Annotated in this window: 21 protein-coding genes; 10 read left to right on the top strand and 11 right to left on the bottom strand. The window is 69.0% G+C overall.

From position 1 onward, the window contains the following. Window positions 1–13 precede the first annotated feature (13 nt). Window positions 14–769: a hypothetical protein gene (locus G4H71_RS03515; protein WP_072736776.1), complete on the bottom strand. Its 756-nt coding sequence runs from the start codon at window positions 767–769 to the stop codon at window positions 14–16. Between the two features lie 84 nt (window positions 770–853). On the opposite strand from G4H71_RS03515, the gene G4H71_RS03510 reads away from it, so the two are divergent. After that, window positions 854–1,729, top strand: a complete 876-nt coding sequence (locus G4H71_RS03510; protein WP_072736963.1) for a helix-turn-helix domain-containing protein — start codon at window positions 854–856, stop codon at window positions 1,727–1,729. A gap of 5 nt (window positions 1,730–1,734) precedes the next feature. After that, window positions 1,735–2,130: a VOC family protein gene (locus G4H71_RS03505; protein WP_072736964.1), complete on the top strand. Its 396-nt coding sequence runs from the start codon at window positions 1,735–1,737 to the stop codon at window positions 2,128–2,130. A gap of 117 nt (window positions 2,131–2,247) precedes the next feature. On the opposite strand, the gene G4H71_RS03500 is transcribed toward G4H71_RS03505, so the two are convergent. Further along, window positions 2,248–3,288 carry a glutathione S-transferase family protein gene (locus G4H71_RS03500; RefSeq protein ID WP_072736777.1) on the bottom strand — a complete coding sequence of 347 codons (1,041 nt, stop codon included), beginning with the start codon at window positions 3,286–3,288 and terminating at the stop codon, window positions 2,248–2,250. After that, complete coding sequence (locus tag G4H71_RS03495; RefSeq protein WP_072736778.1) at window positions 3,285–3,998, bottom strand: GNAT family N-acetyltransferase; 714 nt, start codon at window positions 3,996–3,998, stop codon at window positions 3,285–3,287. Before G4H71_RS03495 ends, G4H71_RS03500 begins: the two co-directional genes overlap by 4 nt. A gap of 132 nt (window positions 3,999–4,130) precedes the next feature. Between G4H71_RS03495 and G4H71_RS03490 the strand changes: the two genes are divergently transcribed. From G4H71_RS03490 to G4H71_RS03470, 5 genes are all read left to right on the top strand, one after another. Next, entirely contained in the window at window positions 4,131–4,760 is a 630-nt protein-coding gene (locus tag G4H71_RS03490; protein ID WP_371842141.1) for a PadR family transcriptional regulator, read from the top strand. A gap of 8 nt (window positions 4,761–4,768) precedes the next feature. Continuing rightward, the gene (locus G4H71_RS03485; RefSeq protein WP_072736780.1) at window positions 4,769–6,220 is read left to right on the top strand and encodes a DHA2 family efflux MFS transporter permease subunit; all 1,452 of its coding nucleotides are present in this window, start codon (window positions 4,769–4,771) and stop codon (window positions 6,218–6,220) included. Between the two features lie 39 nt (window positions 6,221–6,259). After that, complete coding sequence (locus G4H71_RS03480) at window positions 6,260–7,063, top strand: enoyl-CoA hydratase/isomerase family protein (RefSeq protein WP_072736781.1); 804 nt, start codon at window positions 6,260–6,262, stop codon at window positions 7,061–7,063. Between the two features lie 102 nt (window positions 7,064–7,165). Next, window positions 7,166–8,341, top strand: a complete 1,176-nt coding sequence (locus tag G4H71_RS03475; protein WP_072736782.1) for a class I adenylate-forming enzyme family protein — start codon at window positions 7,166–7,168, stop codon at window positions 8,339–8,341. Between the two features lie 78 nt (window positions 8,342–8,419). After that, the gene (locus tag G4H71_RS03470; RefSeq protein WP_255314908.1) at window positions 8,420–9,388 is read left to right on the top strand and encodes an adenosine deaminase; all 969 of its coding nucleotides are present in this window, start codon (window positions 8,420–8,422) and stop codon (window positions 9,386–9,388) included. Window positions 9,389–9,407: 19 nt separating this feature from the next. Here the strand turns inward: G4H71_RS03470 and G4H71_RS03465 are convergent, their stop codons facing one another. Further along, window positions 9,408–10,724, bottom strand: coding sequence for a D-arabinono-1,4-lactone oxidase (locus G4H71_RS03465; protein WP_072736784.1), 1,317 nt, complete (start codon window positions 10,722–10,724; stop codon window positions 9,408–9,410). A gap of 76 nt (window positions 10,725–10,800) precedes the next feature. Between G4H71_RS03465 and G4H71_RS03460 the strand changes: the two genes are divergently transcribed. Both G4H71_RS03460 and G4H71_RS03455 read left to right on the top strand, forming a co-directional pair. Next, on the top strand, window positions 10,801–11,448 hold the full coding sequence (locus G4H71_RS03460; protein WP_072736785.1) for a TetR/AcrR family transcriptional regulator: 648 nt from the start codon (window positions 10,801–10,803) through the stop codon (window positions 11,446–11,448). 142 nt (window positions 11,449–11,590) lie between these two features. Continuing rightward, entirely contained in the window at window positions 11,591–12,766 is a 1,176-nt protein-coding gene (locus tag G4H71_RS03455) for an amino acid deaminase/aldolase (protein WP_072736965.1), read from the top strand. A gap of 133 nt (window positions 12,767–12,899) precedes the next feature. Here G4H71_RS03455 and G4H71_RS03450 read toward each other — a convergent pair whose 3' ends face one another. From G4H71_RS03450 to G4H71_RS22510, 6 genes are all read right to left on the bottom strand, one after another. Next, complete coding sequence (locus G4H71_RS03450) at window positions 12,900–14,687, bottom strand: AMP-dependent synthetase/ligase (RefSeq protein ID WP_072736786.1); 1,788 nt, start codon at window positions 14,685–14,687, stop codon at window positions 12,900–12,902. 143 nt (window positions 14,688–14,830) lie between these two features. Beyond that, window positions 14,831–15,490: a phosphoribosyltransferase gene (locus G4H71_RS03445; protein WP_072736787.1), complete on the bottom strand. Its 660-nt coding sequence runs from the start codon at window positions 15,488–15,490 to the stop codon at window positions 14,831–14,833. Window positions 15,491–15,578: 88 nt separating this feature from the next. Beyond that, complete coding sequence (locus tag G4H71_RS03440; protein WP_072736788.1) at window positions 15,579–16,403, bottom strand: carbon-nitrogen hydrolase family protein; 825 nt, start codon at window positions 16,401–16,403, stop codon at window positions 15,579–15,581. Between the two features lie 84 nt (window positions 16,404–16,487). Beyond that, the gene (locus G4H71_RS03435) at window positions 16,488–18,272 is read right to left on the bottom strand and encodes a lipase family protein (RefSeq protein WP_072736789.1); all 1,785 of its coding nucleotides are present in this window, start codon (window positions 18,270–18,272) and stop codon (window positions 16,488–16,490) included. After that, the gene (locus tag G4H71_RS03430) at window positions 18,269–19,426 is read right to left on the bottom strand and encodes an AI-2E family transporter (RefSeq protein WP_083342754.1); all 1,158 of its coding nucleotides are present in this window, start codon (window positions 19,424–19,426) and stop codon (window positions 18,269–18,271) included. The genes G4H71_RS03435 and G4H71_RS03430 overlap by 4 nt, the downstream gene beginning before the upstream one ends. A 24-nt stretch (window positions 19,427–19,450) precedes the next feature. Further along, window positions 19,451–20,017: an HdeD family acid-resistance protein gene (locus tag G4H71_RS22510; RefSeq protein WP_072736790.1), complete on the bottom strand. Its 567-nt coding sequence runs from the start codon at window positions 20,015–20,017 to the stop codon at window positions 19,451–19,453. A 474-nt stretch (window positions 20,018–20,491) separates the two neighbouring features. On the opposite strand from G4H71_RS22510, the gene G4H71_RS03420 reads away from it, so the two are divergent. Beyond that, window positions 20,492–22,246 (top strand): DEAD/DEAH box helicase, encoded by a 1,755-nt coding sequence (locus G4H71_RS03420; protein ID WP_072736791.1) that lies wholly within the window; start codon window positions 20,492–20,494, stop codon window positions 22,244–22,246. A gap of 87 nt (window positions 22,247–22,333) precedes the next feature. Here G4H71_RS03420 and G4H71_RS03415 read toward each other — a convergent pair whose 3' ends face one another. Then, on the bottom strand, window positions 22,334–23,017 hold the full coding sequence (locus G4H71_RS03415; RefSeq protein ID WP_246442587.1) for a hypothetical protein: 684 nt from the start codon (window positions 23,015–23,017) through the stop codon (window positions 22,334–22,336). Between the last annotated feature and the right edge of the window lie 92 nt (window positions 23,018–23,109).

Genomic DNA, 23,109 nt, shown 5'->3' with positions numbered 1-23,109 from the left:
GCGTCACGGCCGTTCAGAGCGTACTGGGAGGTGTACCGGGAGCGGAGCCACCACCCGGTCCCGGCAGGGCCCGCGGCGAGTGCGGCCACGCCGAGGGCGCGGGCCCGAACGCGGTGCGGGCGTTGTCGATCACCCGCCGTCCGATCGCCCGGTTGCCGACGCCGCCGATCGCCGCCCCGATTCCCGCGGGAATCAGCTTGCCGAGGACGAGTGCGCTGCGCTTGGCGGCGTACTTCGCGATCCACTTGCGGACGAGGGTGTTGTTCATCGACCGCATCACCGGAGCCGGGACCTTGCCGTTCAGAGCGTTCACCCAGTGGGGGCCGCGTACCCCGGTCGCTCGTCGCACGATCTCCATGCCCGCGTCGCCGAGCGCGACGGACAGAACCAGGGCGCGGCGTTGCTGGTGGTCGGTGACCGGAACCCCGTGCACGGAGGCCACGGCCAAGGTCAGCAGCGCCGAGGCTTCCAGGAAGAAGACCGATTCGGCGCCGACGGCGGCAATGGCGGCGACCGTGCCGATGCCGGGGACCGCGGCCGTCGCGCCGACGGCGCCGCCGCTGCCGGTGACGGTGGTGAGGAACATCTTCTCCATCCGCGTCACGATCTGGGCGGGCGATTCGTCGGGGTGCGCGCGGCGAAGCCACGCGACGTACCGCTCCACGGCGGGGCCCTGCAGTCGGGCCCCGTTGTCCAGCACGGACACCAGCGTGCGTTCGACCCGGCCGCCGTCCTCCGAGTCGGCCCCGGTCGCCACCGTTGTTCCCATCCTGTGTCCTTCGTCCGTCCTGACGTTCGTTCTTCTCGACTCGAGAGTATGGGAACCGTGGCTCGGCGCGCCTACGCTGGCAGTGTGAGCGCCGGAACCGTCGAGGCCGCGTCTGGTGAGCGGCCGGAGGGACGTACCGAGGGTGCGGTGCGCCGGCCGTCCGCACCGCTGCGGCCGTATCTGGGCGCGTACCAGGGCTACCGACTCCGTGGTTACCCGGCGGGCGAACATCTCGGCATGCCCGCGCCCAGCCTGACCGTGATCCTCGCCCTCGACCCTCCGTTGGACATCGCCCGGGCGGCACGGCCCGATCAGAAGCCCGACACGTACGCCTCGGTGGCCAGCGGCATCACGACCACGTCGGTCGTCATCCGGCACGACGGCAACCAGCACGGGATCCAGCTCGAACTGACTCCACTCGGTGCGCGTGCACTGCTGGGCGTTCCCGCGGCGGCGCTCGGCCAGTGGCTCGTCGGGCTCGACGACGTCATCGGTGCCGATGCCGAGGAGCTGACGGGGCGGCTGCTCTCCGAGCCGTCCTGGGACGGCCGGTTCGACATCCTCGACGAGGTCCTCACGCGACGGGTACGTGAGGTGGCCGCCGACCGGGCGATGATGCAGGCGTGGCGGCGGTTGCTCGCCGACGGCACCGCACGGGTCGGGGACGTCGCCGACGAGCTCGGCTGGAGCCGGCGGCACCTCACCGGCAGATTCTCCGCGGAGTACGGAATCACGCCGAAGGACGCGGTGCGGCTCGGCCGCTTCCACCGCTCTCTCCGGGTGCTCCGCCGTCCCGGCCCTCCGCCCCTGTCGGAGGTCGCGCACGCCTGCGGCTACTACGACCAGGCGCACATGACGCGGGACTGGACGGACCTCGGCGGAACGACACCCACCCGGTGGCTGCGGGACGAGGTGTTCCCATTCGTCCAAGACGACGAGGGTCTCTCCGGAGGAGAGTGATCGGTATGACTACCACGACGAACACCACCACCATCTGGCCGTGCCTGACCTACCGGGATGCGCGTGCCGCCATCAGGTTCCTCGTCGACGCGTTCGGGTTCACCGAACGCGCCGTGTACGGCGAGGGCGACCGCGTCGATCACGCCGAGCTGGGCTGGCCGAGCGGCGGGGGCATCATGCTCGGTTCCCGCCGCGACGATTCCCCACTCGCCGGACTCCCACCGGGAACGGGCTCGATCTACGTCGTCACCGACGATCCCGACGGGCTGTTCGCCCGGGCCCAGGCTGCCGGCGCCACCGTCGTGCGCGGTCTGGTCGACGAGGACTACGGCTCGCGGGGATTCACCTGCCGTGACCCCGAGGGAGTTTTCTGGAGCTTCGGGACCTACGGCGGGGAGTAGCCCCTGTTTTCCCGATCTGCGCAAGGTTTCGGGATCCGCGGGGCGCCTGGGGCCCTATCGCGTGAGCGGATCCCGAAACGGCATGCGGCTGGGTACACGTCGGTCGGGCTCGGCTCGTCAGTCGGCGCCGTGGCCGGGCGGGACGAGTTCGCCCGGCTGCGGCGGGGGCGGGGGCGTGCCGTCGCCGAAGGGACGCCCGCCGAGCTCTTCGCGTCCGTGCGGGGTGAGCCAGTTCGACAGCTCGGGGCCTTTGGGCACGATCCGGGTCGGATTCACGTCGGAGTGGACGATGTAATAGTGCTGTTTGATCTGCACGAAATCCACGGTGTCGCCGAATCCGGGGGTCTGGAACAGGTCTCGGGCGTACGCCCACAGCACCGGAATCTCGCTGAGCTTGCTGCGATTGCACTTGAAGTGCCCGTGATACACGGGGTCGAACCGGGTGAGCGTGGTGAACAGCCGGACGTCGGCCTCGGTGATCGTGTCGCCCACCAGGTAGCGCTGCCGGCTCAATCGTTCGGTGAGCCAGTCGATCCGGGAGAACAGCCGGTCGTAGGCCTTGTCGTACGCCTCCTGGGAACCGGCGAACCCACACCGGTAGACGCCGTTGTTGACGTCCCGGAACACCAGATCGGCCACCTCGTCGATCTCCCCGCGCCGGGCTTCGGGGTACAGGTCGGGAGCGCCGTCCCGGTGAAACTGCCGCCACTCGGTGGAGAAGTCGAGCGTGATCTGGTTGAAATCGTTGGTGACCACCTCGCCGGTGGGGACGTCCACGATCGCCGGGACGGTGATGCCGCGAGGGTAGTCCGGGAACCGTGCGAAGTAGGCGTCCTGCAGACGCGGAATCCGCAGCACCGGATCGACACCGCCCGGGTCGAGGTCGAAGGTCCAGCTGCGCTTGTCGTGGACCGGTCCGCACAGTCCCAGGGAGAGAACGCTTTCCAGGCCGAGGAGCCGGCGCACGATGAGCGTGCGATTGGCCCAGGGGCAGGCGCGGGCCGCGATCAGCCGGTAGCGTCCAGGTTCCACGGGGTACCCGTCACGCCCGTCCGCGGTGATTCGCGTGGTGATGTACCGGGTATCTCGGGTGAACTCGCCGCCCGGCTCCACATAGGAGCCGGAATCCTGATCGCCCGTCGGCGCAACCTGATTCATGTGACCACTACCTCCATCTCGAAACCCAGATCTTCGTAGCCGACGTGCCGCGCGACCGACTGCGCGGCCTTGTTGTCCTCGTGCCGACGCCACTGGGCGATCAGTCCGTGGTCGAGTGCGTCGTCCGTGGCGATGGACAACACGGTGGATCCTATCCCGGCCAGTCGTTGCGCCGGATCGGTGAGGACGGCGATGTCGGCGAGGAAGCCGGAGAACTCGCGGTAGGCGGCTCCACCGAGTGGGCGGTGGCCGTCGTCGAGGACGGTGAACCAGCGGTCGCGGCCGGACAGTGCGGCCTCGGCGACGTCGTCGGGCGGACACAGGGATTCGAGTTCGGTGACCCGGGCGAGATCGTGGGACACGAGTGGCAGGTCCTTCCCGTCGTCGCCCTCACCGACCCGGCCTTCTCCGACGGGGAGCGCGTACTCGGTGGCGAATCCGAGCACACGTGGACCGGACGTGCGTCCCGAGTGATCCTGCGTCAGCCCGCGCACCAGGTCCGGCAACTCCTCGACCGGCCGATCGGCGGCCCGCTCGAGGAACCAGGAGGGGCCGAGTACCGCGGCGGAGTCGCCGAGAGCGACGATCCGGATGCGTGTCGTCGACTCGTCGGCGACCCGCAGGTCCCGGCCGTCGGCGAGCGCGCTGTCCTCCAGCCCCAACGCCCGGGACCAGGCCAGCCGCACGATGTCGAGATGGTGTGTGTCCACGGGTCCACGGTAGCGACGGGGCGGTAGCGAGCGGGTTGTGACTGGATTTCCCAGGGCGTATATTCCACATGGACTATTCGATACGGGCTGATGTGTGTCGGCCGCCCCGAGCAGTGGGTGAGGAGTGGAGTCGTGCCGTTGACCGGACTGGCGGTGACCGTTCTCGGCCTCCTCGTCGAGCGGCCGATGCACCCCTACGAGATGGTGCAACTGGCATCGTCCCGTCGCGGGCGCCTGGTGAAGATCCGGCCCGGTTCCCTCTACCACTCCGTCACTCGTCTCGAGGCCGACGGCCTGGTTCGGGCGCGGGGCACAGACCGTGCCGGAAAGCGGCCCGAGCGGACGGTGTACGAGGTCACCGAGAAGGGGCGCGAGGCATTCCGCACTCGGGTGGCCGAGCTGCTCGGGAGCCCCCCGCAGGAGTACCTGCAGTTTCCGCTCGCGATCGCCGAGGCGCACAACCTCGACGTCGAGACGGTGGCGCGGCTGCTCACCGAGCGAATCGCGGCCCGCGAACAGGAGATCGCCCGTCTCGACGACACCGTCGGGGCGGCCGAGTCCGGCGGCGTACCGGAGCTGTTCTCGCTCGGGACGCGGTATCTCGCGACGCTCGCTCGTGCCGAGGTCGACTGGCTGCGCGCCGTGGTCGCGCGGATCGAGAGCGGGGATCTGCCCTGGCTCACCTCCGACGAGGTGGTGCGACAACTCGAACGACTCGCGCGGAACGCGCCCTCCGGCACACACCCCGCCGGAACGAACTGAGGACGGAAATGGACTCCACCCGAAATCCGTGGCCGGCGCTGTGGGCCCTGGTCCTGGGATTCTTCATGATCCTCGTCGACAGCACGATCGTCGCGGTCGCGAATCCGGCGATCATGACCGACCTGCAGGCCGACGTGAACATGGTCGTCTGGGTCACCAGCGCCTATCTGCTGACCTACGCGGTGCCGTTGCTGGTGACGGGGCGGCTCGGAGATCGGTTCGGCCCCAAGAACATCTACCTGATCGGCCTGGTCCTGTTCACGGGAGCGTCGTTCTGGTGCGGTGTGTCCGGGGACATCTCGATGCTCATCGTCGCCCGCGCCTTCCAGGGTCTGGGCGCCGCACTCATGACTCCGCAGACGATGTCGGTCATCACCCGGACGTTTCCGCCGGACCGTCGCGGCACCGCGATGGGCCTGTGGGGCGCGGTGGCGGGGGTCGCCACCCTCGTCGGTCCACTCGCCGGTGGCGTGCTGGTGGACAGTCTGGGCTGGGAGTGGATCTTCTTCGTCAACGTCCCCGTCGGCATCCTGGCCTTCGTCCTCGCCTGGAAGCTGGTGCCGTCGTTGCCGACGCACACCCACCGGTTCGACATCCCCGGCGTCGTGCTCAGCGCGGCAGGCATGTTCCTGCTCGTGTTCGGCATCCAGGAGGGCAGCACGTACGACTGGGGCCGAGGGGTGTGGATCTGCATCGGTGCCGGCCTGCTGGTGCTCGCCGCGTTCGTGGTGAACCAGGCGCGCAACACCGACGAGCCGCTGCTGCCACTGGGATTGTTCAAGGACCGCAACTTCTCGCTCGCCAACATCGCGATCAGCTCCATGGGATTCGCGGTCACGTCGATGGTCCTGCCGCTGATGTTCTATGCCCAGGCCGTGCGCGGCCTCTCGCCCACGGGGGCGGCGCTGCTCATGGTGCCGATGGCGGTCATCACCGGTGTCTGCGCGCCGTTCGTCGGCAAGCTCGTGGACCGTACCCATCCGCGGTACATCGCGGGATCCGGATTCCTGCTCTTCGCCGTCTCGCTGGGTTGGCTGGCTCTGGTGATGACGCCGGACTCCGCGACGTGGGAGTTGCTGATCCCGATCGGGCTCATCGGTCTGGCCAACTCGTGCATCTGGTCTCCGCTGGCCGCCACGGCAACACACAACCTGCCGCCGCAGCAGGCGGGCGCCGGGTCGGGCGTGTACAACACGACCCGACAGGTCGGTGCCGTCCTCGGCAGCGCGGCGATCGGTGCGCTCATCACCGCGCGTCTCGCCGCCCAGGGTCTCGGCGGCGGGGCATCCGAGCACGAGGGGGTCCAGGATCTCCCCGACGTGGTCCGCGAACCGTTCAGTACAGCCATGTCGCAGTCGGTCTGGTTGCCCGCCGCGGTGCTGCTCGTCGGGTTCCTGGCGTCGGTGGCCTTCGCCCGCCCGCTGCGGGCCGGCGACCGGGAGAAGTCCTCGGCGAGGTGACCGGGGGCGGGGTCCGGGCGATGTGGCAATCTGACGGCCATGACTGATTCCGCCGCTCCCCGCGCCACCCGACTCGAGCGCCACACCACTGCTGCGGGCGCGGAGGTCGCCGTCCTGACCTTCGCGCACGGTGAGCTGAACCTGTTCGACCAGGCCATGTTCGACTCCGTGATCGGTCACGTCGCCGAGCTGGCGGAGGCTCCTCCGCGTGCACTGCTGCTCCGCGCCGAGGGACGAGTCGTCTCCGGCGGCGTCGACGTCCACGTGTTCGACGGGCTCACCGTCGATCAGGGCCGCGAACTCTGGGAGGACCTGTTCGCCCGGATCTGCCACCCCCTCGAGGCACTACCGTGCCCGGTGGTCTACTCGGCGCACGCGCTCACCCTGACCGCGGCGTTCGAGATCGCGTTGGCCTGCGACATCGTCCTGGCCGGCCCGAAGGCGAAGTTCGGACTCGTCGAGACCGTCGTCGGGCTCACGCCGTCGATGGGGGGTCCGCAGCGGCTGGCCGAGCGCGCAGGTTCGGGACGGGCCCGAGAATTCGTCATGACCGGAGACCTCTACGACGCCGAGACCCTGCACTCGTGGGGCGTGGTCAACGCGATTCACGAGGACGTCGACGCGGCCGCCCGGGCACTGACGGACCGGCTCGCGGACGGACCCACCCGCGCCCACGACGCGACCAAGCAGATCATCTCGGCCTGGCGGTCGGGAGGCGTCGCACACGCGGATTCGATCACCCCCGAGGTGTCGGGGGCGTTGTTCGGCACGGACGATCTGCGTGGCGCGGTCCGCAGTTTCCTCGAGGTCGGTCCGGGCAAGGCGACCTACCGCGGACGCTGAACGCGGCGAAGGGGGAGCAGCCGGGAGAATTGCTCGCCCGGGAGGGCATGCCGACCTATAGTCGTCGGTAACGCCGGTCCGTCGCCCGGCAGGGAGGTCGCGATGCCGTCGTCGCTGGTCGAGTACCCGGATGTCGCGCGGTTCTACCCCGACACGAGAATCGCCCGCGAGGCGGACGGGCTGCTGCACTACGACGGTCTCTACCCCTCGCTGAGCGAGCTGCTCGACGTCGTCGTACACAAGTACCCGAGGCGGATCGCCGTCGACGACGGCACCCGGTCGGTCACCTATGCGCAACTCTGGAACGCGGCCGCGCACGTCGCCGGTGGGCTGAATGCTCGGGGCGCCTCGATCGGCGATCGCATCGCGGTCGGTGGCCCGCACACGGTCGGATGGGTCGAGGCGTTCGTCGGTGCCGTCCTCGCGGGCGGGGTTCCCACACCGCTCGCGGACGAACTCGACATCCGGTCGCGGCTCGAGGTGCTCGACGACAGCGGGTCGGCGTTCCTGCTCGACGGGTCGCTGCCGGACGGGATCTCGTTCATCGACGACGGAGCAGGTCTCGACGAGCTGGCGTTGCTCTGCTACGGCGACGACGGCATCGGTGTCGAACTCAGCAACGAGAACATGCTCTCCGCGGTCGAGTCGATCATCCACGCCCGCGGATTCGACGACGGCGGGCTGCGGAACCTGGTGGTGACGGCGGGTGTCGAATCCGTGACGGTCGTCGTCGAGTTGCTGTCGACGTTCGTGGTCGGGGGCACGGTGGTGATCACCGACTCCGTCGATCCGCGCTTCTGGCGCGGTACCGGTGCCGACGTTCTCACCGCGTCGCCGAGGGTGCTCGCCAGGGCCGTGTCCGAGCATCCGGTCACCGGGTTCGGACGCCGTGCCGTGCGCTGGATCGACTACTCCGCGGCCACTGCGGACGAGGCGGAACTGTTGCGGGACGCATTTCCCTCGGCACGTCACTTCTCGGGTTGGGGGCGGACGGAGACCTGTGGCAGCGGATTCGTCCTGCCCGCCGGGTTCGCGCGCAGCCATGCCGACAGCATCGGAGTTCCGTTCGGGGGCATGGAGGTTGCGCTGCTCGGTCCGGACGCCCACCACGGTGTAGGGGAGTTGCTGTGCCGCGGTCCCGCCGTCACCCGTGGTTACTGGCACCGCCCGGAGGAGACCGAGCGCCGCCTGCGGGGTGGCTGGTTTCACACCGGTGACACCGCGACGGTGGATGTCGACGGCTTCATCCGTATCGTCCAGGACGAGCAGGCCGCGTGAGAGCCTGCACGGTATCGGAAAGGCCCTGAACTCGTGAACTCGTCCGCAGCTCGTCCCCACCCGCATTCGGCCGTCGCGCTGCACCGGCGGTATCCGGCAGCCGAGCTGCACATGCACATCGAGGGCTCGCTCGAACCGGAACTGATCTTCGAACTCGCCGAACGCAACCGGGTGAGCCTGCCGTACGCGACGATCGAGGAGCTGCGCGCGCGGTACGAGTTCGCCGACCTGCAGTCCTTCCTCGATCTCTACTTCGAGAACATGCAGGTACTGCGCACGGCCCAAGATTTCGCGGACCTCACCCGCGCCTACCTGGCGCGGGCAGCGGCCGGCGGCCTCGTCCATGTCGAGTTCTTCTTCAATCCGCAGGCCCATGTCAATCGCGGGGTTCCGCTCGCCGCCGTCGTCGACGGAATCATGGACGCGGCCGCTGCGAGCGAGCGCGAGTTCGGGATCAGTTGTGGGGTCATTCCCGCGATCCTGCGCGACCGGCCGGTGACCGAGGCGGACGAGGTGTTCTCGGAGATCCTGCGCCTGGGAGCGCCCGTCATCGGGCTGGGTCTGGACTCCGCGGAGGTCGGCTATCCGCCGTCGCTGTTCGAGGACGTGTTCGCCCGTGCGCGGGCGGAGGGTCTGCACGTGGTGGCCCACGCCGGTGAGGAAGGGCCGCCCGAGTACGTCTGGCAGGCGCTCGATCTGCTCGGTGCCGAGCGTATCGACCACGGGATCCGGGCACTCGAGGATCCGGCGCTGGTGCAGCGCCTGGTGGACGAGGAGATCCCGCTGACGGTGTGTCCGCTGTCCAACGAGCGTCTCAAGGTGGTGGATCGGCTCGAGGAACACCCGTTGCGCCGGATGCTCGACGCCGGGCTGACCGTGACGGTGAACTCGGACGACCCGGCCTACTTCGGTGGGTACGTCGACGACAACGTGACGCAGCTGCACGAGCGTCTCGGGCTCACCGAGGGGGAGTGGGAGACGCTGGCGCGCAACTCGATCCGTGCCTCGTTCCTCGGTGACGCCCGAAAGTCCGAGCTGTTGCGCTGATTCAGGGCCGTTGCGCTGTTCAGGGGCCGAGGATCCGGCGCAGGTATCCGTTGTCGAACACCCTGGTGGGGTCGTACTTGTCGCGGACGGCGACGAACTCGTCGAGGTGGGTGTAGGTCGGCCTCAGGTCCGCATACGTCCTCGAGTGCATCTTTCCCCAGTGGGGGCGCCCGTCGACGCCGCGAGCGATCCGCTCGACCGCGTCGAAGTAGTCGCGGTGGTCGCGGCGATGGAACTGGTGGACCGCGACGTATGCGGTCTCCCGGTCGTTCGCCGTGGACAGCCAGACGTCGTCGGCAGCGGCGAACCGGACCTCGATCGGGAAGGCGACCCGGAACCCGGACCCCTCGATCCACCGGTCGATCTCGGTGAGGACGTCGGGCAGTGTGGCGACCGGAACGGCGTACTCCATCTCCCGGAATCGCACTCGGCGGGGCGAGGCGTACACGCGGTAGCTCCGCTCGGTGTAGGCCCGCGGGCTGAGGGCGCGGGAGGTGATCGCGTTGATCGTCGGGATGCTCGCGGGGAGCGCCGTCCCGAGGACGTTGAGCGCGCCGAACACCCCGTTGGAGAGCAACTCGTCGTCGACGAAACCCTTCACCGGGTGGATGGGGTCGACCGGAGTGTCGCCGGGCAGTCGGGTGTTGCGCTTGGTCAGCACCCGACGGGTGTGTGGAAACCAGTAGAACTCGAAGTGATCCACCCCGGCGCGGTCCTCGTCCAGGCGATCGAGCGTCGCGTCGAGGGTTTCCGGTGCCTCCACCGCGCGGAGGGCGAACGCCGGGACGCACGCCAGGGTGACCGTGGTGATGATCCCCAGGGCTCCCAACCCGAGCCGGGCCGCCTCGAACAGGGCAGTGTTCTCGGTGGCGGAGCACCGGGCGACGCTGCCGTCGGCGAGAACGACCTCCAGTGCACGGACCTGGGTGACGAGACCGCCGAATGCCGCACCGGTGCCGTGGGTTCCCGTGGAGAAGGCTCCGGCGACGGACTGGACGTCGATGTCGCCGAGGTTGGCCAGCGCGAGTCCCCGGTCCCACAGCGCGCGATTGAGGTCGTACAGCCGGGTACCCGCATGGACCGTGACCAGGGCGCCGTCGGGCTCGGTCGGCGAGACCGAGACGATTCCGGTGAGCCGGTCGAGGCGTACGAGCACACCGTCGGTGACCGCTGCCCCGGTGAACGAGTGGCCGGCGCCGACGGCCTTCACGTGCAGGCCCTGCGCGGCGGCGTCCGCGACGATCGTGGCGAGTTCTTCCGCGGTGCGCGGGGTCGCGATGCGGTGTGGTCGCGCGTGCTCGGTCCCCGACCAGTTGTGCCACGTGTCACGTTCCATGCGCCCATCATGAACCTGGACGCTCGTCCAGGCAAATGTACGGAAGAGATCGGCCCCGTGGCCCTAGGATCAGAGGATGCTGAACAGGCTTCCCGCGGACGAACGTCGCGCCCAACTCGTCGAGTCTGCCCTGACCATCGCGGAGCGCAGCGGAGTGGCCTCCGTGACGGTGCGCGCGGTCGCCGAGGAAGCGGGAGTCTCGCTCGGAGTGGTGCACTACTGCTTCGAGAGCAAGGACGAATTGCTCGCGGCCATGGGCGAGGCGCTCATCCGCCAGCTGAGCGAGTCGATGAGTGCGTCGTTCTCGCAGGTTCGGCACGCGTCCGAGCTTCGGGGCGTCACCGGGCTGCGTGAGCTCCTGCACATCGGCCTCAGCGGCATGTGGCCGATCATCGAGGCGACACCGGACCGTCAGCTGCTCACCTACGAGATCACCGCGCAGGCGCTGCGGCACCGAGCGGTGGGTGCCGGGCGCGCGGGGGCGATCGCCGACGAGCAGTACCGCATCATGGACGAGGAGGCGGTGGCCTTCCTCGACGAATGCGCCGCCATCGCGGGGATCGAGTGGAACATGCCGGTCGCGGACATCGCGCGCAGTGGGCTGGCGATGATCGACGGCCTGGTGTTGCGCTGGCTGGTCGACCGCGACGCCGAGGCGATCGTCGCGGCCCTGGACGATCTCGCCCGCAGCATCTCGGACAAGGCGATTCCGAAGGAGTCCTGAGCCGGGCGCGACGCCACCGTCCTGGACAGTCGTCCAGAATGGTGGTTGACTGCGGAGAACCGTGACCGCAGCCGGCTTCCGCCGACGCGCGCGATGCGCCCGACCGCGAGCGATGCACACGAGCGACGCAAAGGACGAGACCGTGACGCCGACCCTCGACCGACTGGCCATCGCGACACGTGAGTGGGATCCACCACTCGCGGCGCTCGACCTGCGAACCCTGACGGCCAACGCCGGGGAACTGGTGCGGCGCGCCGGCGGTACCCGGGTCCGGGTGGCGAGCAAGTCGGTGCGCTGTCGATCGGTGCTCGAGACGGTGCTCGGTCCCGACCTGACCGCCTCCGGTGGCTTCGCCGGAATCATGTCCTACTCGTTGCGCGAGTCGATCTGGTTGGCCCGGGCCGGAGCGGGAGACATCCTCATGGGATACCCGACCGTGGATCGGGCTGCGCTCGCCGAGTTCGCCGCGGATCCTGTTCTGCGGGAACGGATCACCCTGATGATCGACTCCGACGAGCACCTCGATCTGCTGCGCGTCGCGTTCGGGTCGGACGCGGTCCGCGCCCGCGTGTGCCTGGACGTCGACGCGTCGTTGCGGCTCGGGCCTGTGCACATCGGTGTGCGCCGCTCACCGTTGAGGACTCCGGGTGCCGTGGCCGCTCTCGCGGCCCGCGCGCGGGGCCGCGGCTTCCAGGTCGCCGGGGTCATGTTCTACGAGGCGCAGATCGCGGGAGTGCCGGACTCCTCGGCTCCGGTGGTCTGGATGAAGAAGCGCTCGGCTGCCGAACTCGCCACGCGCAGAACGGCGGTGGTCGACGCCGTGCAGTCGGAGGTGGGGGAGCTCGAGATCGTCAACGGCGGGGGTACCGGCTCGCTGGAAGTGACGTCCGCGGATCCGTCCGTCACCGAGGTCACCGCGGGCTCGGGCCTGTTCGTGCCCACCCTGTTCGACCGGTATCGGGCCTTCCGTCCCGACCCGGCGCTCTACTTCGCCCTTCCGGCGGTACGGCGCCCGACCCCGAAGATCGCCACCCTGTTCGGTGGCGGATACATCGCGTCCGGCCCGGCCGGAGCCGCACGGGTGCCGACGCCGGTGTTTCCGCGAGGACTGAAGTTGCTGCGCAACGAGGGGGCGGGCGAGGTGCAGACCCCGGTGACCGGGAAGGCGGCGTCCGACGTGCAGATCGGCGACCGCGTGTGGTTCCGGCACGCCAAGGCGGGCGAGTTGTGCGAACGATTCGACTCCCTCCACGTCGTCGCCGACGGCGCATGCACCCCGGTCCCCACCTATCGGGGCGAAGGGAAGTGCTTCGGCTGACGGTGTTCTCGTCCGGGTAGGTGTCGGCACGTCACCGGCGCCCGCACGAGAAAGCACCGGGAACCGTGTCGGCTCCCGGTGCTGTCTCGTGTCTGGGCCGGTCGCTCGTCGAACGACCCGGCCGCCGATCGACTTACACGTAGATCGACTCGATGATCGCTCCGCGCTCCTTGTGGATGATGTTGCGCTTGAGCTTGAGCGTCGGAGTGAGTTCGCCGGTCTCGATGGTGAAATCGGAGTCGATGACCTTGTACTTCTTGATCTGCTCCGGGTTGGACACCTTCGTGTTCGCCTCGGCGACGGCGGCATCGATCTCGGCGATCAGCTCGGGGTGATCGAGCAACGAGCCGACCGGAGTATCCGCATCGATACCGTTGCGCTCCTTCCAGCCCGGCAGCGTCTCGGCGTCGAGCGTGATGATGGCGCCGATGAACGGCTTGCCGTCGCCGACGACGAGGCACTGGCTGACGAGCGGGTGTGCACGAAGGGCGTCCTCGAGTACCGCGGGGGCGACGTTCTTGCCACCGGCGGTCACGATGATCTCCTTCTTGCGGCCCGTGATGGAGACGTAGCCCTCCTCGTCGATCGAGCCGAGGTCACCGGTGTGGAACCAGCCGTCGCGGATCGCGTCGGCGGTGGCCTCTTCGTTGTGCCAGTAGCCGCCGAAGACGACCGGTCCCTGGAGGAGCAGCTCGCCGTCCTCGCCGATCTTCGCGGCGTGGCCGTCGATCGGCTTGCCCACGGTGCCGACCTTCTGCGCGTTCGTCGTGTTGACCGTGATCGCGGCGCTGGTCTCGGTGAGTCCGTAGCCCTCGTAGACCGGGACGCCGATGCCGCGGAAGAAGTGGCCCAGGCGGGCACCGAGCGCGGCACCGCCGGAGACGGCGCGGTCGCATTCGCCGCCCAGGGCGGTACGCAGCTTCGAGTACACGAGCTTGTCGAACAGTGCGTGCTTGAGCTTGAGTCCCAGCCCGGGGCCGCCGGTGTCCTGTGCCTCGCTCCACGCGATGGCGGTGGCGGACGCCTTCTCGAAGATGCTGCCCTTGCCGCCGTCGTAGGCCTTCTGCTTCGCCGAGTTGTACACCTTCTCGAACACGCGGGGGACGGAGAGGATGAAGTTCGGCTGGAAGGCGGCGAACTGATCGAGCAGGGTCGTCAGATCGGACGTGTGCGCGACGGTGACCTTCGCGTCGAAGGCGCCGAAGGAGACGGCCCTCGCGAACACGTGCGCGAGCGGCAGGAACATCAGCGTGCGCCGGCCCTTGTACATCGAGTCGCCGAGGGCGAGCTGCACCGCCGCCGACTCGGCGTAGAAGTTGGAGTGCGTGAGCTGAACGCCCTTCGGGCGGCCCGTGGTGCCCGACGTGTAGATCAGGGTGGCGGGCGACTCGGCCCGCACCTGGTGGCGACGCTCGTCGAGCTGCTCGTCTGTGACGGATGCACCGCGCTCGACGAGTGTGTCGATTGCTCCGGCCTCGATCTGGAGGACCTCGCGCAGGGCGGGGGCAGCCTCCGTGACCTCGGTGAGGGCCGTCGCGTGCTCCGGCTTCTCGACGACGAGGACGGACGTCGCGGAGTCCTCGAGAATCCAGCTGGCCTGGTCGGGCGCGGAGGTCTCGTAGATCGCGACGGTGCAGCCACCGGCGGTCCAGATGGCGTAGTCGAGGACGACCCACTCGTAGCGGGTGGACGACAGGATCGCCACGCGGTCGCCGAGCTCGATGCCCGAGGCGATCAGGCCCTTGGCGACGGCCGACACCTGCTTGGCGAACTCGGCTGCGGTGACGTCGACCCAGGCGCCATCGACGGGTCGCTTGAACGGGACGAACGTCGGATCCTCCGCAGCATGGCGGAAGACGGAGTCCGCCATCGAGGCGTCCTCCGGGATAGAGAACGTCTGTGGAACCGAGAATTCACGCACGATGATCCCTCCAGTGAAACAACAGGTCGGATGTGCATTCGATCACATCTTCCTCGATTCTGCACTATCGCCACTGCCCGGTTTGTCGTGCTTCGTGCGTCACCTGCGGATTTGACCGTAACTTGGCGTGCACGGGTAATTCTTCACGACCCACCGGAGTGCGGCGTGAGGTCTGGTCGGTCGTCCAGAAGCTCCGTCACCTCCGCGTCCGCCAGCTGATGGAAATCGGCGTATGCCCCGCCCACTCCGGTGAGGTCGTCGGGCGTGTAGGGACAGACGACTCGGTCGGCCACCACCTGCACCCGCCGCACCGCCTCCGGCATCGCGATCGGCACCGCGACCAGCACCCGGTTCGCCCCGGCGGACCGGGCGAACTGGCAGGCCACCGCGGCGGTGGCACCCGTCGCCATACCGTCGTCGACGATGACCGCGGTCCGGTCGCGCAGGCGCAGAGCGGGCCGTCCGGACCGAAGAAGGTGCGCGCGCCGTTCGAGCTCGTGCGATTCGGCGCGCTCGACCCGCGCCACGTCCCCGGAGCCCACGCGGGAACTGCGGATGACGTCCTCGTTGAGTACCCGGGCGCCGCCTTCGCCGATCGCACCCATGGCCAGTTCGGGGTGCCACGGAACGCCGAGCTTGCGGACCAGCACGATGTCCAGCGGGAGCCCGAGGGCGTGGGCGACGGCATGCGCGACCGGGACTCCGCCGCGGGGAAGCCCGAGGACGACGGCCCCGGTGCCCCGCAATTCTTCCAGCGAGGCCGCCAGCCGACGGCCCGCCGATGCCCGGTCGCGATAGTGCACGCGCCCTCCGTGACCGATCGTGAGCGAACCGCTCGCGATCCGCGTCCGGGTTCGCTCGTCGTGCAGGGTCGTGATCGACGTTACGCCGTCACCGGACGTCGCGCGTGGCGATCGGATCCCGCTCCGTGACCGTGAACCGCCGCAGTGCCAGCGCCGGATTCCGCTCGCGCACCTGAGCCAGCCGGTCCGGTTCGACTCGGGCGGACGCGGTCCCCACCCGTTCGCCCAGCGCGGCGAGGACGACACCCATCGGATCGACGATCATGCTTCCTCCCGCCCCCGTCCGTGCGCTCTGGTCGGCGGCGGCGACGTAGACGGTGTTCTCGATCGCCCTGGCCCGGATCAGGGTGGCCCAGTGGTCCTCCTTCAGCGGGCCGGGAACCCACTGGGCGGGCAGGCACAGCACGTGCGCCCCGGCGTCCACGATGCGCCGGGTCACCTCGGGAAACCGGAGGTCGTAGCAGGTCTGCATGCCGAAGACGAGGTCGTCGACGGCGAACGTCTGTGGGCTCTCGATCGTGCCGGCGCGGATGACGTCCGATTCGGCGACTCCGAACGCGTCGTAGAGGTGCAGTTTGCGGTAGGTCGCCGCGAGCTCGCCTTCCGGACCGAGTGCGACGAGTGTGTTGGAGATCCGGTCCTCCCCGGGGATCTCCTCGTTGATTCCGGCCACCAGATGGATGCGTAGCTCCGCGGCGACGTCGGCGAGTCCGGAGACGAACTCGCCGTCCAGGGATTCGGCCGAGGCCACCAAGCGCTCGTCGGTGCGCGGCGCGGTGAACATCGCATACTCCGGGGCGATCACCACCCGGGCACCGCGTCCGGCGGCCTCGGCGGCGAGCGCGCGTACGGTGCGCAGGTTCTCGCGCTTGTCCGTGCCCGGTGCGAACTGACATACGGCGACGTCGACCATGTCCCTCACGCTAGCGTCCGTCGGTGGTCCGGGGGCCGGTGGCCGAGATCAGGGGGCTGAGATCAGGGGGGCGGGGACCAGGGGTCAGGGGATCGGGCCGCACTCGTCGTCCACCGCCTCGCCGGCGAAGCGGCCGACGGTCCACTCGATCAGTTCGGGGACGAGTGGGGACTCGGCGGCGATGACGCTGTTGTGGTCCGCGCCGGGATACGTCCGGTAGTCGATCTGTCGCGGTTGTTCGCAGAGCTTCGCGACGAACCCGGTCTGCACGGACTCGAGGATGAGCGGGTCGGCGGCACCCTGGCCGATCAGCACCGGCACGTCGATCGGTCCGTCCGGGGTGTTCTCGGCCAGGCGGTGCAGGAACCGCTCGTCGGGCTGTCCGTCCGCGAGGATGTCGGGTACGGCGAGTGCCGTTCCGACCGACACGGCGATCGCGCCTTCCCCGAGACAGCGGCCGGCGTCCTCCCGGGCGAGTGTCCGGGCCTCGGGTGCGACGACCTCGGCGAAGTCCACATCGGGGTAGGTGCGGCTGTAGGCGTCGGCCACGTACGACGCGAAGACGGCGCCGCCCGCGATCTCGGCGAGATAGCCGACCAGTCCGGGGAGGTCGGTGGCGGGGGAGAGAGCGGCGACGCCGGAGAGCCGTACGTCCGGTGCGTAGGTCGGCCCCAGGATGCCGGTCCACAGGGCGGCGTTCCCGCCCTGGGAGTGGCCCCAGACGACGGTGCGCTCGTCCAGGGCAGGCACCAGCTCCAGGGCAGGCACCAGTTGGTGTGCGGCGCGGACGGAGTCGAGCACCGAACGCCCCTGACCCTGCCCGATGAGGTAGGGGTGCGGGCCTTCCGTACCCAGGCCCACATAGTCCGTCGCGACCACGGCCCAGCCGTTCGCCGTCGCGGCCCCGAGGATCGCGTCGGCAGTCCCGTACGGCTCCTGGGACAGCGACGGCGCGCACTTGGGTGCGACCCCGGTCGTACCGTGTGCCCAGGCGAGGACGGGAAGGGGCTCGGGCGAGCTTGTCTCGGGAAGGACGACGACGCCACTCGCGACCGCGGGAACGCCCTCGTCGCGAGTGGTGGTGTAGAGGATTCGCCAGGCACGGGTGTCGTCCGGGATGCCGTCGGCGGTCCAGGGCTCACTGCGCAGCAGGACACCGGAAGTGTCCGGGACGTCGGCCGGGGCCGCGTAGAACGCGTCGGGGCCGGTGAAGCGTTCGCTGTTCAGCCGCACGCTGAGCGCCAGCGATCCCAGTGCCGCCACGAGGGCGAGCACCGAGGCGACGGCGGCCACCCTGCGAGGACGGTGAGCGGTGGGCCGCAGTGCCCGAATGCCGGTCGCGAACCCGAACAGCACCGCCACCGGGCCGGTGAGCACCGCCAGCGCGAGCAGCGTGGCGTCGGGCCAGGACAGTGCGACGGCCCCGAAGATCACCGAAGCGGCACCGGCCGCGATCGACGTGACCGAAGCGGCACCGGCCGCGATCGACGTGACCGAAGCGGCACCGGCCGCGATCGACGTGCGATGGCCGTTCCGTATTCCGGAGAGCACCTTGACGATTCCGCCGACGATCAGTGTGAGCGCCGTGAGCGGTGCCAGACCGGAGAGCGTGGCGCCCGGCCAGGCAACGACGGCCGCCGCTCCCACCAGGAAGATCACGCCGGTGGCGACGGACAGCCATCGCTGCCGTATCCGTGTGGCACCGGCGATCTCGGCGACGCCGACTCCGGCCAGCGCGGTACCGAGCAGGACGACCAGGGCGTCGAGTGAGGCGGCGGGTCGGAGCGTCAGCGCGAGACCGGCGGCGATGCAGACGAGGGCGGCGACGCCGAGGAGCCACCGCGGGAGTCGGATGTCGCTCTCGCTCATGTCCGTTCACCACTTCCCGGGTCGGCATCCGATTCGCCCCGCTCGGCGGGCTTCACCGGCGCGGTGGACCCGCCGATCAGCGCCCCCGTCCACCGGGTTGCCGGATCGATGTCGAGGAGCAGGGATTTCACGAGTAGTGACAGCGGAATCGCCAGGAGCGCTCCGAGGGCACCGAGCACCCAGCTCCAGAACACCAGCGCGAGAAACGTCATCGTCACCGACAGCCCCACCGCGTCTCCCACGAACTTCGGCTGGATGATCGACTGGATCACGAAGTTGATCACCGAGTAGACGACGATCACCCAGAACATCAACCACGGTCCGCCCTCGAGCAGGGCCAGCAGCGCGGGCGGGACCAGACCGAGGACGAATCCGATGTTGGGGATGTAGTTGGTGATGAAGGACAGCAGCGCCCATAGGACGGGCAGGGGGATACCCAGCATCCACAGCGCGATGCCGTCGCACACTGCGACGATCAGACCGAACACGGTCGAGACGACGAGGTACTTGCGGGTTCCGACGGCGAAGGAGTGCAGCGCGTAGGCGATTTCGGGACGTTCCTGCGCGACCACCTTCATCCGGGCGCCCAGGGACATGCCGTCGAAGCACATGAACAGCACCAGGGCGAAGACGAACACCAGATTCGACAGGATGCCCAGTGTCCCGCTGACACCGGCTTCGAGTGCCTCGACGACTCGGCCCAGGTCGAGACCGGCGACGGTGTCGTGGATACGTTGGTTGTCGACTCCCCACTGTTCGAGGTGGTGTCGGCCGTTGTCGACCATGTTCTCGACAGTGTCCTGGTATTGCGGCAGGTGGGACGCCAACTGTGCCACCGACAGTGCCATGGCTCCGACCAGTCCCAGCAGTGTGAGATAGACGGTGGAGACGGCGAGAACCATTCCGATCCACGCGGGAATCGCTCGTCGGTGGCACCAGTCCTGGATGGGCTGCACCGCGATACACAGCATCAAGGCGAGGAACACCGGGCCGATGACTCCGGAGAACGCTGCAATTCCGGCCACTACGATGACCGTCGCGGCCAGGCCCAGCAACACGATCAGACCACGCGGAATGGCCCATCCGGAATCGGTGCGCACCGTCGGCACAGGCGCCGCGGGCGGCGCCTCCCGTCGGAGGCGCCGCCCGGTCATCGAACCCTCCGGTCGTGAACCGCGTCAGTCGTTCGCGCTGTCGACCCAGCTGCGGATCTGGAACGCGGCGATCACGACCATCACGCCGAAGAGGATCGCGTACCAGCCGAGTACCCAGGTGAGACCGATGATTCCGGCGGCGGGGTTGGCCACCAGCAGGACGATGCCCAGCGCCACCGCCAGCAGGCTGGCGAAGAGCAACCACCCCCATCCGGAGCCGGGAATGTCCTTGAGCTTGAACGAGCCGACAGCGCCGAGGATGCCGAAGAAGATGGCGTAGAACGCGATCAGGTACAGCAGCACCACTGCGGTGATCCCCGGCCAGACCAGGGCGACGATGCCGGCGACGACGGACACGACGCCGAGTGCGGCCCACCATCCCCACCCGGAGTCGATCTTCCGGTGCTGGACTGCGCGGGCCACCGCGACGACGCCGTCGATGATCGCGTAGACGCCGAAGACGACGACGAGGGCGAGGACGGTGATCTGGGGCCAGGCCAGGGCGATGATGCCGAAGATGATCGCGAAGATGCCGCGGATCAAGGCGATCCACCACACCTGCTTGGCCAGGCTCGAACTCTGTGTAACCACGGCATGCCCCTTCGGTCCATGAGCGAGGATCCTGTTGTCCTTGGAGAATAGGAGGCGCGCTGGCTCTTCGGGGTCGATCGAGGTATCTGGTGTGCAGGTCACACCTCGTCGAGCGCAATCGTGCGTGGTGCCCGTGGACGACGGGCGACCTTCCTGACACGGGTTCCGGGTGCGGTCCCCGCGAGTGCGGGTACCTGTCTCGGTACTACGCGCGCTGCCCGGGTTGCTGACGGGAGCGGATCCGGAGGCGCTGAGTTCCTCGGTGCGGACCGCTACCGACGGGGCCGGCCCGGTCGCCGGCCGCGCGCTGGGATCTCGAGTTTTCGCCGGTGGATGACGCGCTCCGGGCATGGGCCCGGCATCTCACCCGGGAATCGGGTGTGGCGGCCACGGGGGAAGGTGATCGCGGCTGCTCCGGCCCGCCTCGAGTACTAGCGAAATATCCGATGCTTTCATGGGATAAACTGCTGGTCAATGAGTGATACCGAGCGTGACCCAGAACCCCCCACCTTTGCCGACCTCGACATCGACGAGCGGGTGTTGAAGGCGCTGTCGGATGTGGGGTACGAGTCACCCTCCCCGATCCAGGCCGCCACGATCCCGCCGCTGCTCGAAGGCAACGACGTCGTCGGTCTCGCGCAGACCGGCACCGGTAAGACCGCCGCATTCGCGGTCCCGATCCTGTCTCGAATCGACCTGTCGCAGAAGGCGCCACAGGCGCTGGTCCTCGCGCCGACGCGCGAGCTGGCGTTGCAGGTCGCCGAGGCGTTCGGGAAGTACTCCGCGCACATCCCCGGTCTCCACGTCCTGCCGATCTACGGTGGTCAGAGCTACGGCGTGCAGCTCTCCGGGCTGCGGCGTGGTGCACACGTCGTCGTCGGCACCCCGGGCCGCGTCATCGACCATCTCGAGAAGGGCACGCTGGATCTGTCCAAGCTCGCGTACCTGGTACTCGACGAGGCCGACGAGATGCTCAAGATGGGTTTCCAGGAGGACGTCGAGCGCATCCTCGCCGATACTCCCGAGCACAAGCAGGTGGCGCTGTTCTCGGCCACCATGCCCGGCGCGATCCGCAAGATCTCCAAGCAGTACCTGCACGACCCGGTGGAGATCACGGTCAAGTCGAAGACCACGACGTCGTCGAACATCTCCCAGCGCTACATCCAGGTCGCACACCAGCGCAAGCTCGATGCGCTGACCCGGATCCTCGAGGTCGAGAGCTTCGAGGCGATGATCATCTTCGTCCGCACCAAGCAGGCCACCGAGGACCTCGCGGAGAAACTGCGTGCGCGCGGGTTCTCGGCGGCGGCGATCAACGGTGACATCGTCCAGGCGCAGCGTGAACGCACCATCGGGCAGCTCAAGAGCGGCGCCCTGGACATCCTGGTCGCCACCGATGTCGCTGCCCGTGGGCTCGATGTGGACCGGATCTCCCACGTCGTCAACTACGACATCCCGCACGACACCGAGTCGTACGTCCACCGGATCGGTCGCACCGGCCGGGCCGGCCGCACCGGCGAAGCGCTGTTGTTCGTCGCCCCACGCGAGCGGCACCTGCTCAAGGCCATCGAGAAGGCCACCCGGCAGCCCCTCGCCGAGATGCAGCTGCCGAGCGTCGAGGACGTCAATGCCCAGCGGGTCGCGAAGTTCGAGGACTCGATCACCGAGAGCCTCGCTGCGGACAACCTGGGCCTGTTCCGCAAGATGATCGAGGACTACGAGCGCGAGCACGACGTGCCCCTGGTCGACATCGCGGCGGCGCTGGCACTGCAGTCCCGCGACGGAGCCGACTTCCTCATGGCGCCGGAGCCACCGCCGCCGCCCCGGCGGGAGCGTGAGCCGCGGGAACGGCCTGCGAGGAAGTTCGACGACGGCCCGAAACAGGCCAAGTCGGGTGCCGATCTGATGACCTACCGGATCGCGGTCGGCAAGCGGCACCGGGTGGTGCCCGGTGCCATCGTCGGTGCCATCGCGAACGAGGGTGGCCTGCGCCGGAGCGATTTCGGGCATATCAGCATTCGCCCCGACCACAGCCTGGTGGAACTGCCCGCAGACCTGTCCCGGGAGACGCTCGAAGCCCTGCGCCGCACCCGGATCTCCGGAGTGCTCATCCAGTTGCAGCCCGATTCCGGCCCCCCACACGGTCGACCGACCGGGGACACCTACAGCCGTGATCGCGGCAAGCCCAAGAAGTTCGGGAAACAGGAGCGCCGCCCTCGTCGCGACTGACCCCCCACCCCCTGGATGAAGGGACCCTTTGCCTCGTCAGATCGGGCAAAGGGTCCCTTCACCCAGGGAGGAGGCGGGGCGGGCGGATCAGGCGGGGGCGTCCTCGGGCGGCGCGACATGATCCGCGGGCAGCGGGCCTTCCTCCGGGACGAAGAACATGCCGACCGTGGGGAGGACGTGGCAGGTGGCGTTCGTGTAGCTCACCGACCCGAAGATCGAGGCCACGACGGTGCCGGAGCCGGTCGGCACCACCTTCGCCAGCGAGGGATAGCCGCCGTCGGTGGTGCCGTCGAGAGGGGCGACGCCGCTGGCGCCGGTAGCCGTGTTGAGCCAGGCGACGTTCAATCCGGATGCGGTGACGACGCCGGGATAGGCGGACAGTGCCTGGAAGTTCACCTCGTCGGCGCGGATCTCGGCGGACGGCCCCGTGGTGGCCGACGCCATCGTCATCGTGACGGGCGCGAACGTGCCGCAGCCGATGGTCGGGGCCGAGTAGAAGAACGGCGTGTACTCGCCCGCGATGTCGCCGAGCACGGTCGATGCGGCCAGCGCGTCGACGGCGTCCCGGGCGGCCTGGTCGCCGTCGGTCTGCTCGCGCAGGTCCGCAAGACCGGGCGCGGTGTCCTCGGGGGCCGCGTGGGCGGCACCGGAGAGCGCCAGGGGAGCGGACAGCGTGATCGCGGCTACCGCGACGGCACGGCGAACGAGGCGGGGCGTGGAGCGGAGAGGCGTGCGGCCGACTACATCCGTGTGCGCTGCCCGACCGTTCACGTGAGTGCCTCCTGAGGTTCGCCGAGTACCGAAAGTCGCCGAGTTTCTGTTCGCCAAGCTGTCGAGGCGACAACTTACCCCAGAGTCACGAT

Origin of the sequence: Rhodococcus triatomae, from assembly GCF_014217785.1 — a bacterium.
GTDB classification, from domain to species: Bacteria; Actinomycetota; Actinomycetes; order Mycobacteriales; family Mycobacteriaceae; genus Rhodococcus_F; species Rhodococcus_F triatomae.
This window is presented reverse-complemented; position numbering and strand designations above follow the sequence as displayed.